16 protein-coding genes are annotated in these 16693 nt (G+C 32.3%); 10 read left to right on the top strand and 6 right to left on the bottom strand.

The features are described 5' to 3' along the window. Window positions 1-17: 17 nt before the first annotated feature. The 3 genes from ACREVX_RS08900 to ACREVX_RS08890 all read right to left on the bottom strand — a co-directional run bounded on the left by ACREVX_RS08900 (window position 18) and on the right by ACREVX_RS08890 (window position 4453). Window positions 18-1343 carry a replication-associated recombination protein A gene (locus ACREVX_RS08900; RefSeq protein ID WP_431543830.1) on the bottom strand — a complete coding sequence of 442 codons (1326 nt, stop codon included), beginning with the start codon at window positions 1341-1343 and terminating at the stop codon, window positions 18-20. A gap of 213 nt (window positions 1344-1556) precedes the next feature. Further along, window positions 1557-2657 (bottom strand): toxic anion resistance protein, encoded by a 1101-nt coding sequence (locus tag ACREVX_RS08895; protein ID WP_431543829.1) that lies wholly within the window; start codon window positions 2655-2657, stop codon window positions 1557-1559. A 149-nt stretch (window positions 2658-2806) separates the two neighbouring features. After that, complete coding sequence (locus ACREVX_RS08890; RefSeq protein ID WP_431543828.1) at window positions 2807-4453, bottom strand: YceG family protein; 1647 nt, start codon at window positions 4451-4453, stop codon at window positions 2807-2809. Window positions 4454-4881: 428 nt separating this feature from the next. Here ACREVX_RS08890 and rsxC point away from each other — a divergent pair, with 428 nt between their 5' ends. The 6 genes from rsxC to ACREVX_RS08860 are packed head-to-tail and all read left to right on the top strand — an operon-like array spanning window position 4882 to window position 9885. Continuing rightward, window positions 4882-6204 carry an electron transport complex subunit RsxC gene (rsxC, locus tag ACREVX_RS08885; RefSeq protein WP_431543827.1) on the top strand — a complete coding sequence of 441 codons (1323 nt, stop codon included), beginning with the start codon at window positions 4882-4884 and terminating at the stop codon, window positions 6202-6204. A gap of 15 nt (window positions 6205-6219) precedes the next feature. Next, window positions 6220-7140: an RnfABCDGE type electron transport complex subunit D gene (locus tag ACREVX_RS08880; RefSeq protein WP_431543826.1), complete on the top strand. Its 921-nt coding sequence runs from the start codon at window positions 6220-6222 to the stop codon at window positions 7138-7140. Window positions 7141-7165: 25 nt separating this feature from the next. Further along, a complete protein-coding gene (locus ACREVX_RS08875) occupies window positions 7166-7714 on the top strand; it encodes an RnfABCDGE type electron transport complex subunit G (RefSeq protein ID WP_431543916.1) in 549 nt (182 codons plus the stop codon). Next, window positions 7714-8403 carry an RnfABCDGE type electron transport complex subunit E gene (locus ACREVX_RS08870; protein ID WP_431543825.1) on the top strand — a complete coding sequence of 230 codons (690 nt, stop codon included), beginning with the start codon at window positions 7714-7716 and terminating at the stop codon, window positions 8401-8403. Before ACREVX_RS08875 ends, ACREVX_RS08870 begins: the two co-directional genes overlap by 1 nt. A 33-nt stretch (window positions 8404-8436) precedes the next feature. Next, window positions 8437-9024 carry an electron transport complex subunit RsxA gene (gene rsxA / locus ACREVX_RS08865; protein ID WP_431543824.1) on the top strand — a complete coding sequence of 196 codons (588 nt, stop codon included), beginning with the start codon at window positions 8437-8439 and terminating at the stop codon, window positions 9022-9024. A 6-nt stretch (window positions 9025-9030) separates the two neighbouring features. Next, complete coding sequence (locus ACREVX_RS08860; RefSeq protein ID WP_431543915.1) at window positions 9031-9885, top strand: RnfABCDGE type electron transport complex subunit B; 855 nt, start codon at window positions 9031-9033, stop codon at window positions 9883-9885. 68 nt (window positions 9886-9953) lie between these two features. Here ACREVX_RS08860 and ACREVX_RS08855 read toward each other — a convergent pair whose 3' ends face one another. The 3 genes from ACREVX_RS08855 to ACREVX_RS08845 are packed head-to-tail and all read right to left on the bottom strand — an operon-like array spanning window position 9954 to window position 11828. Continuing rightward, window positions 9954-10448 carry a Gx transporter family protein gene (locus tag ACREVX_RS08855; protein ID WP_431543823.1) on the bottom strand — a complete coding sequence of 165 codons (495 nt, stop codon included), beginning with the start codon at window positions 10446-10448 and terminating at the stop codon, window positions 9954-9956. A gap of 23 nt (window positions 10449-10471) precedes the next feature. Continuing rightward, on the bottom strand, window positions 10472-10858 hold the full coding sequence (locus ACREVX_RS08850) for a NusG domain II-containing protein (RefSeq protein ID WP_431543822.1): 387 nt from the start codon (window positions 10856-10858) through the stop codon (window positions 10472-10474). Continuing rightward, window positions 10842-11828: an FAD:protein FMN transferase gene (locus ACREVX_RS08845; protein WP_431543821.1), complete on the bottom strand. Its 987-nt coding sequence runs from the start codon at window positions 11826-11828 to the stop codon at window positions 10842-10844. The genes ACREVX_RS08850 and ACREVX_RS08845 overlap by 17 nt, the downstream gene beginning before the upstream one ends. 986 nt (window positions 11829-12814) lie before the next feature. On the opposite strand from ACREVX_RS08845, the gene ACREVX_RS08840 reads away from it, so the two are divergent. The 4 genes from ACREVX_RS08840 to ACREVX_RS08825 are packed head-to-tail and all read left to right on the top strand — an operon-like array spanning window position 12815 to window position 16686. Further along, complete coding sequence (locus tag ACREVX_RS08840) at window positions 12815-13735, top strand: ABC transporter permease (RefSeq protein ID WP_431543819.1); 921 nt, start codon at window positions 12815-12817, stop codon at window positions 13733-13735. Between the two features lie 11 nt (window positions 13736-13746). Next, the gene (locus ACREVX_RS08835) at window positions 13747-14685 is read left to right on the top strand and encodes an ABC transporter permease (protein ID WP_431543818.1); all 939 of its coding nucleotides are present in this window, start codon (window positions 13747-13749) and stop codon (window positions 14683-14685) included. 13 nt (window positions 14686-14698) lie between these two features. After that, window positions 14699-15709 carry an ABC transporter ATP-binding protein gene (locus ACREVX_RS08830; protein ID WP_431543817.1) on the top strand — a complete coding sequence of 337 codons (1011 nt, stop codon included), beginning with the start codon at window positions 14699-14701 and terminating at the stop codon, window positions 15707-15709. Continuing rightward, window positions 15709-16686 carry an ABC transporter ATP-binding protein gene (locus ACREVX_RS08825; protein ID WP_431543816.1) on the top strand — a complete coding sequence of 326 codons (978 nt, stop codon included), beginning with the start codon at window positions 15709-15711 and terminating at the stop codon, window positions 16684-16686. The genes ACREVX_RS08830 and ACREVX_RS08825 overlap by 1 nt, the downstream gene beginning before the upstream one ends. The last annotated feature ends 7 nt before the right edge of the window (window positions 16687-16693 follow it).

The following is a 16693-nucleotide window of genomic DNA, read 5'->3' as shown; positions in this document are numbered from 1 at the left end:
TATGTTCTTGCTTCTTTTTATAGTTTTTTATTTGAATGTTCGTTAAGTCTTTCTTTGATTTTTTTCTCGTATCCATTTTCACTAGCATTGTAATATGTTGTTCCTACTAATTCATCAGGCAGATATTGCTGAGCTACATAATTCCCCTCATATGCATGTGGATACAAATACCCTTCTCCAGCTCCTAGTTTCTTAACACCACTGTAATGTTGATCTCTTAAATGCGCAGGAACTCTCCCTATGTCATTTTTTTCTATATCTTCCAGTGCCCTATTAATGGCCATATAAGATGCATTACTTTTAGGAGCTGACGCTACGTAAATAGCAGCTTGAGCTAAAATAATTCTTGCTTCAGGCATTCCAACAAAACGAACTGCCGCAGCTGCATTATTTGCTACGAGCATAGCTATAGGATCTGCATTTCCCACATCTTCAGATGCAGCTATTACAATTCTCCTAGCAATAAAATTAGGATCTTCTCCGGCATATACCATTCTAGCAAGGTAATGCACCGCAGCATCAGGGTCTGAACCCCTCATACTTTTAATAAAAGCAGAAATTATATCATAATGTTCATCTCTATTCTTATCATATTTAATATGCTTTTTTTGGAGGCATTCCTCCGCAACCGCAAGAGTTATATTTATTATTCCATTCTCATCGCGATCAGTAGTTAAAACTGACAGTTCTAATGCATTAAGTGCACGCCTTGCATCTCCATTAGCCATACTTGCAAGATACTTAATAGCTCCCTGTTCCATACAAATATTAGTATTCCCAAACCCTACATCTTTATTATCAAGTGCCCTTTTAATAATAAGTTCAATATGTTTCTCCTTTAATGGTTCCAATTTAAAGAGCATTGATCTTGATATTAATGCATTGTTAACTTCAAAATATGGATTTTCTGTTGTAGCCCCAATTAAAGTTATTGTTCCCTTCTCTACAAAGGGTAATAGCGCATCCTGTTGAGCTTTGTTAAACCTATGTATTTCATCAATAAATAATATTGTTTTAGTATTGTACATACCTAAATCGTTTTTTGCCGTGGCAACTACTTCTCGTAGTTCCTTAAGTCCATCCGTTACAGCATTAAGTCTAACAAAATTAGATTTCGTTGAATTTGCTATAACTTTAGCCAAGCTAGTTTTACCAGTACCAGGTGGTCCATAAAGCAGTAAAGATGTTATCTTATCTGCACTTATTGCACGCGCAAGAAGTTTTCCCTTCCCTAAAATATGTTCTTGACCTATATAATCTTCCAATTTTCCAGGTTTTAATCTCTCAGCAAGAGGTGCATCTTTTAGCAATTTTTTTTGAGCTTGTAATTCAAATATATCCATGTAATCACCTTTAAATCCTTCATTTTCTTTATATTATTATATCTTAATTGATACTTTTCTTCAATACCATAAGTTTTAAGATGAATAAAATATAAGACAATGATATGTAGATATTAGGATTTAATTTCCCCCTACACATTCCTTGTCTTAATTTAAGTTTATTATTTTATGAACTATAATTTGTTATTTCTAGAAGTTATATCTTAGGATTTATTAGCTCAAAGATTTCTGCTTTAATTTTTCTGTCATATCATGTAATTTAACTATTCCCTCTGATCTTAATCTTTTATTCTCATCCTCAATAGCCTTTGTTTCTTCTATTCCTTGCATGATAGTATTCCAAGTTTTCTCAAGAGTTTCAATTTTCACGCTTGTTCCTCCAGCAAGTTTTGCAATATCAACACTTTGACTTCTTATGTTTTCAGCATTTTTCATTAATAATTCATTAGTAGTTCTATCAAGTTCTGCTAAAGAATCAGACACTAACTTTTGTTTTTTTAATGCAATAGCTTGAATTATTCCATTTTTGAATACAGGTATAGTTATTATAAAAGCAGAATGCACTTTAGATATTAACTTATAATTCCCCCTTTGAATCATTTTAATTTGAGGAGCTGTTTGTAGAGACACCATCTTAGCCATTTCTAAATCGTAAATTCTTTGTTTTAACATTTCTAGAGCTGCTTTAGCATTCTCATAATTTATCAAGTTTATTTGTTCACCACCGGCCGCTGATGCCTCAAGTTTAGGCAACTCATCCTTTTCATACTTTTCTGCAACCATATTCCCTGCCGTAATGTATTTTTCTAACTCTCCATAATACTCAAAATTTTGATTATATAGGTTTTCAAGCAATAAGTTAGCACTATTTATCTCACCTTTATATCCACTAAGTTGTGTATATATGTTGTCTATTTCTCCACCAATAGTTTTATATTTGCCAAGCATTTTATCAATTGCCTTAGCAGGTTTACTAAAAATTTTTGCAAGGAAACCCTTTTTTTCTTCCTCAAAATCTTGTTTATCAAATTTTTTCATTATGCTCGTAAGTTCCTTTATCATAACACCTGAATTTTCAACGCTGCTACTCTTAATAGAGTTTAATATTTGATCTGCAAATTTTGATATTTGCTGTGCTGGTTCATTACCAAATTCTAATATTGCATTTGCATCCTTAATGTTTATTTTTGATGCAATCTGAATTACCTGTGGTGATACTTTGAGCTGATTACTTATGCTTACAGCCTTTTGCTTTATGTTTTTATCCTCTATGCTCTCATCTTCAATTTTAAGTATTTGATTATTATTTTCCATGTTTTCCACTCCTCTTAAATTGTTTTTTAGTTTATTGTAAAATTTCAGTGTTAGATTATAAAACTTAATTTTGATCTTATTTTGTCACTTTAAGGACATTTCAGCTCCGCAGGAGATGATTTAACTATTATAGCTCAGTAAGGACTGATTTAACCACCAAATAAATTTTCAAAGAAACCCTTTCTCTTTTCCGCATATTTTTTAAAGTGAAGTTTAAAACTGACATTCTCCAGTCTATGAATATCATATTGCTCATGATATATATAATTCTCTATGTCATTATATCCTGAAGGGTTATATATAATTATGTCCAGTCCCATAGAATTCATAAATGCAAGCATTATACAATCTTCAAAGGATAAGTTTCCATTTTCCTCATTATTATATACCACAATTTTAGGAACCTCTTCTGAGTAATCATATGCTTGAAGTAGCTCAAGCATTTCTTTATCTAAATTTATTAACACTGAGAAAATATCTACTTGCAAATCTCTTAAATCTTCTTTTTCAACATTTATTATTACAGGATTGAGGCACAGTTCTTTAATTTTATCTGCCATAGTTTTTTGAAGTCCGGACCTAAGCTCTTTATATTTCCACCATGACGAATTAACCAAATCCTGAGTATTAAACTCTGAAAAAACATCACTGGGGTATATTTGATTAAACTTTCCATATTCAAGATGGGCTGCCTTCATTATAGGTAATTCATTATAAAATTTAGTAAATTTTTGAGTTACGACATCATTAATTTCCTTAAAATATTGATTGATGTTTTCATGAGTACCACAGATCTTTGAGAACATGTTAGGTACCACTACTGTTGAATCTTTAATATCAAAACCCTCTCTTACATATGCTTTTTCTTTAATCCATATATATATTTCTTCATATGTGGTATTAAGAGTTATAGCATCTATATTGTAATCTGCGAACTGCCAAGGTCTGTAGAATCCCGACTCATTTGTAAACAACGTTTTATTAAGTTCTAGCCTAGCGTTATATGCAGTAGTATTAATCCTATCCTCATTACTAGTTGGAAATGGTTTTATTTCATTATTGTTATTATAAACAATTTCCTTTGAAAAAACATTACATTTATCAATTTCAACAAATGTTCCAGAATTTTTTGGATTAAAGTACACTATATCACAGCCCAATGTTGATAATAATATCAAATAAAAAACTTCTGCCCTCGAAATTTCTCCATAAAATAGTACTTTAGGATTAACCAATGCATAATTAAACTTCTCAAACATTTTTTTTGAATACATATTTATCCAATGAATAGTATAATTAATAATAACCTTAATATCGTTGTTATCAGATATTTCTCTTGACTTAATATAATATTCTAATAGTCCTTTAAAATTATTTTTAATTTGTTGTAATAAAACTTTATTTGTTAAATTTGGGAAAAGACCGTTATCACTTATTGAATTTATAATTAAAGTCACATCTAGTGGATCCGTTTTGGATGTTGCATTCCAAATACTATTTAATAAATTTTGAACTTTTATATTAATGTCCTTATCTAATCCATCACTAATCCTAATGTAACATGGACCTACTTTCTTTAATTCTTTGTCTAAACTATATAAGTTTTCATAATAATCTTTCACATTATTTTTTATTCCTATAAACCTATAAAAATATTTTGGAATCGTTATAATATTAGAATTATATTGAAATTTTTTTCTTTTACAAACTTCTGTTTTTAAACTACTTAATATATCTTCATTAAAATCTAGATTCACGCTGCTAATCTCTAAATTGTTCAAATTACTCTTTTCCATATTCACCTTACCTTTGCAATTGTATTTTGTTGTAAATATAGTTTATTTATCCATATTAAGTATAGCATAACAATCATACATTTTTCATTGCATTATTTTGAAAAATAAACATTATTTATATTAATAAATTGTCAAATTAATCTTCTTTTTAAAAAGCAGCTTTTTTTGATGAAAAATATACTTTTTTCATCACAAATGGTGTAATATATATACTATAGTTCATTTTATATGCAGTCACATAAGAATTTCATACATTTTTTTCAATTTTTACAATATTGTATGTAAAATTATTTTATAATTATTATCACAGCTAAAAATCATCATAAGGTAGCTATCAATTAATTATTGTTATCTACCCTATAAAAGCGAATAAGGATATAACAAATAATAATTGTTATATCCCTTAAAGAACTACAAGGAGGTTTATTATGGGACTTTTGACTTTCAAAAAAGGGATTCACCCTGGCGGCAAAAAAGACTTGAGTATGCAAAAACCAATTCAAGATTTACTTCCAACAGGTAACTTAGTGTTTCCTATGCAACAACATATAGGCGCGCCATGCGATCCTTTAGTAAAAAAAGGTGACAGAGTGCTTGTGGCACAAAAAATAGGCGAATCCAAAGCCTTTGTATCTGCGCCAATATACTCAAGTGTATCTGGAACTGTAAAAGATGTAGCTCCAAGACTTCACAGTAATGGAACAATGGTATTGTCTATTATAGTGGAAAACGATAATTTATATGAAGAAGTACTTACTATGACTCCTCATGTTGATTATGAAAAATTGTCAAAAAGTGAACTAATAACTATTATTAAAGAAGCTGGTATTGTAGGTATGGGTGGAGCAGGTTTCCCAACTCATATTAAGCTTAACCCACCAGCAGATAAAACAATTGACAGTATTATAGTAAATGCTGCCGAATGTGAACCATATTTAACCTGTGATTACAGAATGATGCTGGAAAAATCTAATGAAATAGCTATGGGTTTAAAAATTATTCTTCAGATGTTCCCTGGCGTTAAGGGTTATGTTGCAATAGAAGATAATAAACCTGAGGCAATTGAAATTATGAAAAAAGCTTGTGCAAGCCTCACTAATGTAGAAGTTACTCCACTTGTTACAAAATATCCTCAAGGTGCTGAGAAACAATTAATCTACTCAATTACTGGTAGAGAGTTACCTTCTGGAAAACTTCCTGCAGATGTTGGATGTATAGTCCAAAACGTTGATTCCGCATACGAGATTTATAATGCTGTAGTAAATGGTAGGCCTCTTACGGAAAGAGTTTTAACAGTAACTGGAGAAGCGATCAACGAACCATTAAATTTAAAAGTAAAATTAGGAACTTCTATAGAAGAAGTTATCCAGGCTGCTGGTGGATTTAAAGAAACACCTGTTAAAGTACTTTCAGGTGGACCTATGATGGGAATGGCTTTAAGCTCACTAGAAACCCCCGTAATTAAAGGGACATCTGGTATACTATGTTTAACAAAAGAACAAGCTAAATTAGAAGAAGAATCTAGTTGCATACGTTGTGGAAAATGTATGAGTGTATGTCCGATGTTTTTAAACCCTACAAAACTTAATTCTTTAGTTTTAAGAGGTAACTATGAAGAGTTTGAAGAACTCCATGGTATGGATTGTATCGAGTGTGCTTGTTGCTCATTTGTATGTCCTGCAAAACGTCATTTAACTCAAACTTGCCGTGAAGGTAAAAGAACAGTAAATATTAATAGAAGAAAAAAATAGATAGAGGTGAATTATATGTATACAGTATCTTCATCCCCACACATAAAATCAAATGATTCTGTGCAGGGTATAATGAGAGACGTAATAATAGCATTAATACCTGCTACCTTTGCTGGAATATATTTTTTCGGAATGCAAGCATTTTTAGTTACATTAGTATCTGTGCTATCGTGCATTGCGGCAGAGGCTTTATGGCAAAAACTAACACATAGGAAAATTACAATAGGAGATCTTAGTGCTGTTGTAACTGGTTTATTACTAGCTTTTAATTTGCCAGCTGCTGTTCCACTTTGGCTTCCTGCAATCGGAGGATTTTTTGCAATAATTATTGTAAAACAATTCTTTGGTGGAATTGGACAAAACATAATGAATCCAGCACTAGCTGCTAGAGCATTTTTACTAGCATCTTGGCCAGTTCATATGACTAATTGGACTGTTGATGGTGTTGCATCCGCTACTCCACTTGCTCTACTTAAAAGTGGAAGTGATGCATTACCTAGCCTAATGAACGTTTTTGTTGGTAATATTGGTGGTTGTATTGGTGATACATCCGTACTTGCATTACTAATTGGTGCAGCTTATCTATTATATAGAAAAATAATAAGCTGGCATATTCCAGTAGCATTTATCGGTAGTGTATTTGTTTTAACTTTAATATTAGGTAGAGACGGTCTTATGACTGGCAATGCATTATATGAAATTTTTACTGGTGGATTAGTTCTCGGTGCCTTTTATATGGCAACCGATTATTCAACTTCTCCAATGGGAAAAAAAGGACAAGTCATATTTGGACTCGGCTGTGGATTATTAACTACAATAATACGTATATATGGTGGCTATCCTGAAGGGGTATCATACGCTATATTAATAATGAGTTTATTTGTTCCATTTATTGACAAATTTACTGCTCTACGTATTTTCGGGGAGGCGAAGTAACTTGAAAGATAATTTAAAATTAGGTATGATTTTGCTTATTATTACAGCAATGGCAGGTCTTTTATTAGGCGGTGTCTTCCAAATAACAAAAGCACCTATCGCTGCAAAAGTTCTTGCTGATAAGAAAGCTGCTATGAAAGAACTGTTACCAACGGCTGATAAGTTTGAGGCCTCAGATGTAAAACTTGAGGGAAATGAAAAGATTTCTGAAGTTAATGTTGCTCTTGTTGGTACTGATGTAATTGGATATACTATAAAAGTAGCTCCAAACGGATATGGTGGTCCAGTAGAAACCATGGTTGGAATATCTAATGATGGAAAAGTGACTGGCATTAAAATTCTAGCACTCCAAGAAACTCCTGGTCTTGGTGCTAATGCGCCTAACCCTGAATTTTCAGATCAGTATCAGAATAAACCTACAAAAGAGAAATTAGAAGTTGTAAAAATAGTCCCAACAAAGGACAATCAAATAGAAGCTATTACAGGCGCTACTATTACATCGGCAGCTATAACACTTGGAGTTAACGATGCTGTTGATTTTTATAACTCTTCACTGAAAGGAGATAAAAAATAATGAGCATATTTTCAGAAAGAATAAAAAATGGTATAGTAACCGAAAACCCAATATTTGTACAAGTTCTAGCTATGTGCCCAACCTTAGCTGTTACCACTAGTTTAGTCGATGCTGTTGGTATGGGCCTTGCCTCGACTGTAGTGTTAATTGGTTCTAATCTTATTATATCCTTAATAAGAAAAGTAGTTCCTGATAAGGTTCGTATACCAGCTTACATCACAGTAATAGCTACTTTTGTAACAATAATACAATTTTTGTTACAAGGTTTTATTCCATCATTATATAAATCACTAGGAATTTTTATTCCACTTATAGTTGTTAATTGTATAATTCTTGGAAGAGCTGAATCCTATGCTGGAAAAAACAAACCACTTCCTTCGGTTTATGATGCTATCGGAATGGGTCTTGGATTTACCATAGCATTAGCTGTTCTCGGTTCAATAAGAGAATTACTAGGAGCAGGTTCAATCGGTGGATATAAAATATTAGGAAACTCCTATGAGCCCGCTATAATGATGATCTTAGCACCTGGTGCTTTTATCACCGTTGGAATTTTAATGGCATTACTCAATCAAAGATCAATCAATAAAACAAATAAAGTTAATGATAAGATTGCGCATTTTCATGAATTTGATCCTGAGACTGGTGAATGTTCTGGTTGTGGAGCTTGTTCACACGACTGCAAATAATAATTTTTTAGCTTTTAAGAAAGGTGGATTAAAATGAGACTTTTTTCAATTTTTATAAGTGCATTTTTAGTAAATAACTTCGTATTATCTAGATTCCTTGGAATATGTTCTTTTCTAGGTGTTTCGAAAAAAACTGAAACTGCAAAGGGTATGGGACTTGCAGTAATATTTGTTATGTTCCTAGCTTCATTTATGACTTATGGGGTCTACAATTGGATTTTAGTTCCTTTAAATGTAACTTATTTATCAACGCTAGCCTATGTACTAGTTATTGCGGCATTAGTTCAATTTGTTGAAATGGTTATTAAGAAGACTCAACCAAGTCTATACAAAGCACTTGGAATATTTCTTCCTCTAATAACAACTAACTGTGCTGTTCTTGGTATGGCCCTTATAAACCTACAAGAAAAATATACATTATTAGAATCTTTAGTTAATGCTCTTGGAGCAGGTTTTGGTTTTATGCTTGCTATTGTACTTCTTTCAGGTCTAAGAGAAAGAATGGAAGAGAACGAGAATATGCCTTTATGCTTAAAAGGTCTTCCAATTTCATTAATTACTGCTGGACTAATGTCTATCGCATTTTTGGGTTTCAGTGGTTTAAAATTGGGAGGTATTTAAATGGATATAACTAATTTACTTTACCCAGCAATCAGCATTGGTGGCTTAGGGCTTACATTTGGAATAGTCCTTGGTTATGCGAACAAAAAGTTTCATGTACCAGTTGATCCTAAAATACCACTAGTTAGAGAATCATTACCTAGCGCAAATTGCGGTGCATGTGGATTTGCTGGTTGTGATGCGTATGCCGCAGCCGTAGTTGAAGGCGGCGCTGCCCTAAACTTATGCACCGTAGGAGGGGCCTCCGTTGCTGACAAAATCGGAGAAATAATGGGCGTATCAGTAGAAACAGCTAATCCACAAGTTGCCTTTGTTAAATGCAAAGGAACCTGTAGTGTTGCAAAAGAAAAATATGTATATGATGGAATCAAAGATTGTCGTCAAGCAGTTATTGCTCCTGGTGGCGGTCCTAAAGCTTGCTCAGATGGATGTATGGGTTTCGGTAGTTGTGTTAAAGCTTGTGAGTTCAATGCTCTTCATATAATAGATGGCGTTGCTGTAGTATATAAGGATAATTGCGTTGCTTGTGGCGCCTGTATTAGTGTATGTCCTAAGGACCTAATAGAGTTTGTTCCAGCGAGTCAAGAAGTACTTATTGAATGTAACTCAAAATCAAAAGGTAAATCAGTAAAAGATAATTGCTCGGTCGGATGTATTGCATGCCAAATGTGTGTAAAAATCTGTCCAACGCAGGCAATTACTATGGTTAATAACTTAGCTACAATAGACTTTGAAAAATGTATTCAATGTGGCAAATGTGCTGCTAAGTGTCCTACAAAAGCTATTTCAAAACCTCTAAAAGATCATGTAAACATGAGTGAGGCATCTAAAACAGAACCAACCGTAACTGCTGCTAAATAAAACAACAAATAGAAAAAGTGTACTAAGATATTATATCTTAGTACACTTTTTTATTTTTATATTCACTTTTATAATATTTTGCTTAACCTATCTTTTAACATACTAGTTAATATACCAATAAAATACCCTGTTACAATGGCCGATACGAGTAATAGTGGTAAATATACATATATCCTTAAATCGTTGATTATAAAGGCAGCTACTAGTAGCTGCCCTATATTGTGAAAAACAGACCCACAAATACTTATTGTAGGAAGACTTAATGATTTTTTAAAATACTTGTATAATAATATCATCACAACATTACTAAATATTCCACCAGCAATACTATACATAAATGCTGACATACTTCCCCCAAAAATAGACCCCAATATGGTTCTTAAAATCATAATTAAAAATGCTTCTTTCCATCCGAGTAATACTAATGCAACTAGGGATATAGAATTAGCAAGCCCTAATTTTATTCCTGGAAATATCACTGGAATTTGAGCCTCAATTAAATAAATAACTAAAGCCATTGCTACTAACATACTAAGTAAAACCATTTTTTTAGTCTTTTTCATATTTTCACCTGCATCTTTTAAATTTAAAATGTTCCACCATCTATAACGGTATTTTCTTTTCCTTCAATGCTAATCATAAGTTTATTAGGTAAACAAACAATAATCTCACCAGGTTCTTCTATACTTCCACTTTTAACACACTCTTTATGTAAACAATCAGCATCTTTTACTTTAATACTATCACGAGTAGCAATTATAGTATTATAATGGCCATCGCTTGTCTTTATAGTAAACTCTTGCTGCTCAACTACCTTATCTAAATCAATAGTTTTAACTACCTTACCATCGCTTTTAATAACTGCGATTTTTTCTGTTCCCTTAATTGAACTTTTGTATATTAAAGTGCCGCCTAATGTTATTATTACAGAAAATAAAAGTATTATTCCAACTATTTTATCGCCCTTTTTCATAAGTGAACTCCTTGTTTGTTAAATTAAAAGTGCCTTTCAGTCCTGGGGTAGTATATACTTTTTTATCCTTTGTTATAAAAATAGCCTCTACACCTTTAATAGACTCCACCAGTTTAAGCCCTTTATCAAGGCCCATGATGTATGTGCTCGTAGATAGTGCATCTCCATCAATTGACTTATCCGATATTATTGTTGTGCTTATAAGCCCTTGCTCAGCTGGATACCCAGTTTTAGGATCAAATATATGGTGATAACGCACACCATCTTTTATGAAAAATCTTTCATAGTTACCAGATGTAACTATTGATTTATCAGCAGCACTAATCGTCCCTAAGTAATCTCCACGGTTGCTTAATGGATTTTGTATACCTACATTCCATTTAGTTCCATCTGTTTTGTTACCGAGAGCATAAACATTTCCACCTAAATTTATAAGAGCACTACTAATCTTGTTATCTAATAACACTTTTTTTATCTCATCAGCTGTATAACCCTTTGCTATGGCACCTAAATCGATAGCTTGATTGGTGTTTTTAATCTTCACCGTAGAATTTTTATCGTCAAGAATAATATCCTTATAACTTACTAACTTTAATTTCTCATCAATTTCAGTCTTTGAAGGTAATCTCTCCTTATCTGTACCAATGCCCCACAATTTTACAATTGGTTCTACTGTTGCATCAAGGGCTCCCCCAGTTAACTTACTATATTTTACAGATTCTTGTATTACCTCATATGTATCCACGCTAAGTTTTTCTGCTGAAACCCCAGCATTTGCATTCAGTTTACTAATTTCTGAAGTTGCTATATTAACGGACATTTTATTTTCTATATCATTTATCCTTTTTATGGACTCATCCGCTGCTTTTTCTGCATTTTTACCATAGACTTTTAACTGAATTATTGTACCCATCAAATATGTATCTTTCTCAACAGGTTTAGTATTATCTTTGCAGGATACTAAAAACATTGAAACGGACAATATTGCAAGTATATACCTTTTTTTATGTAATTTTTTTATGGTACCTCACCACCTTTAGTTTGTTATTAAGTACATAGCACATTATATATTATAGCATATATAATTCAAGTAAATCTTGTTCTATTATATGTACCTCAAAAATTACGTGACGAGCTAAATTAAGTCGTAAGTTTTATTACTCGCTTAAAATTATTCTACTAATTACATGTATTTTTATTTCTATCAATTGCATATATTTAAATAATAATTGGAATATATAATATTATAAAAAGAATGAAATGTCATCATTAATTGTTATATCCAATATAAATGCCTGTTCATATTCCGTGAAATGATCAAAAAATAAACACTAATTATTATTTATGAATCCCTTTACTGCATAACTAAGTGGAATTCAGCAATTATTACGAAAAATACACATAATTAGTTCCTATTTAGATTGACTTTAACATTTATATATTAAACTCAAAATATAATATGAATTAAATATCAACTATCTAATTTTTATCGTCAAATTACAGTTTATTCTGACATAAGTATTTTAAAATAAAAAGTTGCTTCAAATATTGACAGTGAAGTGTTTTAGTGATAGCATTATACAAAATTCGAAATGATTTTCTTACTACATATTAATTGTAAATGTACATTAACAATTAATAATTTTAAAATTAAGTTTATATAATTAAATCTAATTTTTAAATAAATAAGCTACTTATGAAGTATTTTGTAGCATTAGGTTTACAGATAATAAAAAATCATTTTATGACATTAAAGTATATTTTCAGATGGTAATTTAATTGTTGCTCACTGGAATTTATATAATAGAGTTATATTTTAATTAGCTAAAGAAAATTTAAAATTAGATGGTGAGGTGTAAATTAAAAGTAATAATTCAAAGTAAATATTAATTTAAAGCAAATATCAATATAATGAAGGTAAAAGTATCAACATTATATTACAAGAGGAGTTAAAAGATGTTAAAATTTTTAATTAAAAGACTATTTTCAACTGTGATTACAATTTTCGTAATTGTAACAATAACTTTTTTCTTAATGCGATTAATGCCTGGTGGACCTTTTTCCGGAGAAAAAAAACTAACTCCACAAGTTCTAGCTACTTTGAACAAACAATATGGTTTGGATAAACCTGTATTCGAACAATACACTTCTTACCTAACAAAACTAGCACAAGGTGATCTTGGGCCATCAATGGTATATAAAGGAAGAACTGTTAATGATATTATAGATTATTCACTCCCAGTTTCAGCTAGATTAGGGTTTACTTCTATGGCCTTTGCATTGATTGTAGGTATATACATGGGAATAGTTGCAGCTCTTCATCAAGGTAAATGGCCGGATAAATTGTGCATGTTTATAGCGACCATTGGTATTACGGTGCCGAGCTTTGTAATAGCAACACTTCTAATATATGTTTTTGCAATAAATATGCATATATTTAATGCCATAGGGCTTAAATCAGTAAAGGATTATGTGCTTCCCTCAATAGCTCTTGGCGCAGGTTCAATGGCTTTTGTTGCGCGACTTGGAAGGTCATCTTTACTTGATGTCGTAAGGCAGGACTACATTAAAGTTGCACGAGCTAAGGGGCTTTCTAGAAATGTGGTTATATATAAACATGCTTTAAGAAATTCATTAATCCCTATTGTAACTTATATTGGACCGCTAATTGCTGCTGTCTTAACTGGAAGCTTTGTAATTGAAGGTCTGTTTGGTATTCCAGGCATGGGTAGAGAATTTATTCAAAGTATACAAAACAGAGATTATACGGTAACAATAGGTTTAGTAGTTCTACAAGCTACCTTCTTAGTGCTCGCTAATCTTGTTGTTGATATACTATATGCAACAATCGACCCAAGAATAAAAGTTGAATCGTAGGGGGTACACACATGGAAATAAATAATGAGTTATTTGAGCGAATACCAAATGATCAGAAAAAAATAAATGAAATAGTTAGACCAAGCGAAACTTATTTCCAAGATGCTTGGAGAAGATTAAAAGAAAACAAGCTTGCAATGGGAGGATTAGTTTTCGTTATATTTATATCTATACTTGCTATAGTTGGGCCAATGGTATCACAATATAATTATTATTCACAAGATTTTATGATTGCAAATCAAAATCCTAGCTCAGCTCATTGGTTTGGTACTGATAAGTTTGGTAGAGACATGTTTATAAGAGTATTATATGGAGCAAGAATTTCACTAACCATTGCATATGTGGCAAGTATTTTAAATCTTGTTATAGGGATTTTATATGGTAGTATTTCAGGATATGCTGGTGGTTTAGTTGATAATATAATGATGAGAATTGTTGATATAATTTGGTCAGTTCCTTCTATGATTTATGTTATTCTCTTAATGGTTATTCTAAATCCACCAGATCACCCTTCTGAGGATGGTGGTATGACAAGCATTATAATTGCATTAGCAATTTCATTTTGGGTAACGATGGCAAGAATAGTTCGTTCACAGGTTATGGCGCTAAAGGAACAGGAATTTGTACTTGCTGCAAGAATATCTGGTGCTAGTAGCATGAGAATAATATTAAAGCATTTAATTCCAAATAGTATGGGACCAATAATAGTAACAATGACAATGTCTGTGCCATTAGCTATTTTTACAGAAGCATTCCTTAGTTTTATAGGACTTGGAATTTCTGCACCTAGAGCATCCTGGGGAAGTCTTGCATCAGAAGCATTAGATGGATATCAGCTTTATCCATTGCAACTGTTTTTCCCAGCGATGGCAATTTGTGTAACAATACTTGCGTTTAATTTCCTTGGCGATGGCTTAAGAGATGCGCTAGACCCGAAGATGCGAAAATAGGTAGGAGGAAGTTATGGAAAGATTACTCGAAGTAAATAATTTAAAAACATCTTTTTTTACACATGTAGGAGAAGTGAAAGCTGTTGGAGGAATATCCTTTTACTTAAACAAAGGTGAGGCCCTTGGAATAGTTGGAGAATCTGGAAGTGGAAAGAGTGTTACTATGACGTCGCTTATGAAACTACTTCCTGATACAGGGAAAATAATAGAAGGTGAAATGCTATTCCAAGGAAAAGATCTTACAAAGCTTTCAGAGAAAAAAATGGAAATAATAAGAGGAAATGAAATAGGGATGATATTCCAGGATCCAATGACTTCCCTAAATCCAGTTTTCACTATAGGGAATCAAATAATGGAGCCGTTACTTAAACATACGCAATTAACCAAAAAAGAGGCTTTTGATAAATCAGTGCAAATGCTCTCCTTAGTTGGAATTCCAAGTCCAGAGCAAAGAATGAAACAATACCCTCATGAATTTTCTGGTGGTATGAGACAACGTGCAATGATCGCTATGGCATTATGTTGTGAGCCGAAGCTATTAATAGCAGATGAACCTACAACTGCCCTTGATGTTACAATACAGGCACAGATTCTTGAGCTTATGAAGGACATTAAAGAAAAATTAAACACTTCAATTATTCTTATTACACACGATTTAGGTGTGGTTGCGGATGTTTGTGACAGAATAAATGTTATGTACGGTGGATTAATTGCAGAAACAGGTTCTACTAAGGATTTGTTTTACAATCCAAGACACCCATATACTTGGGGACTTATAAACAGTATCCCAAATCATAAAAGTGGTATTAAAGAAAAATTAAAACCAATAGAGGGTCAACCGCCAGATTTATTAAAGCCACCTGTTGGCTGCCCATTTGCACCTAGATGTGAGTATGCTATGAAAATTTGCGAACAGCAAAGACCACCATTATTTCAAATTAGCGAGGAACATTTTTCTGCTTGTTTTCTAAATCACCCTGATGCACCTAAAACAAAAGCACCTGTTGGAAGGGGAGGTTTATAATGAGTGATGAAAAAGTATTAGTTGAAATAAAAAATTTAAAAAAGTATTTCCCAGTGAAAAAAGGTTTATTTCTACCATCTCACAGTAATGTAAAAGCAGTAGATGGTATTTCTTTTACAATCAATAAAGGTGAAACTTTGGGATTAGTTGGAGAGTCAGGCTGTGGTAAAACCACTACTGGAAGAACAATAATAAAGCTGTACGAACCCACTGGTGGACAAATAATTTATGATGGACATGATTTATCAAAGTTAAGTCAAAAGCAGATGCTCCCTTATAGAAAAAAAATACAAATGATATTCCAAGATCCCTATGCTTCACTAGACTCTAGAATGACTGTTGGTGACATAGTTGGTGAATCCATTGACATTCATGGTGTTTATAAAGGCAAAGATAGAATATCAAGAATTCAAGAATTGCTCACAACTGTAGGATTAAGTAGTGAACATGCTAGCAGATATCCACACGAATTTTCTGGTGGACAAAGACAAAGAATTGGTATAGCTAGATCATTAGCCGTGCAACCAGAATTTATAATCTGTGATGAACCTATATCTGCGTTAGATGTTTCAATACAAGCACAGGTTATAAATATGCTTGAAGAATTGCAAGAAAAGATGGGATTAACGTATCTTTTTATAGCCCATGATTTATCAATGGTTAAACATATATCTAATAGAATAGGAGTTATGTATTTAGGTAACATGGTTGAAATCGGTATTAGTGATGAAGTATATAATCATCCAATGCATCCATATACCCAAGCCTTACTTTCAGCTATTCCAATAGCTGACCCTGAAGAAGCAGCATTAAGAAAGAGGATTATGCTTAAAGGTGAAATACCATCACCTATAGATCCTCCACCAGGGTGCAGATTTAAAGGCCGATGTAAATATGCTAAAAAAATATGCTCAGAGGTAAATCCAGAGTTGAAGAATTTAGGTAATGATCACTTTGTTGCTTGTCACTTATTCTAACTTAACC

Source organism: Clostridium sp., from assembly GCF_050717545.1.
GTDB lineage: Bacteria > Bacillota > Clostridia > Clostridiales > Clostridiaceae > Clostridium_AD.
This window is presented reverse-complemented; position numbering and strand designations above follow the sequence as displayed.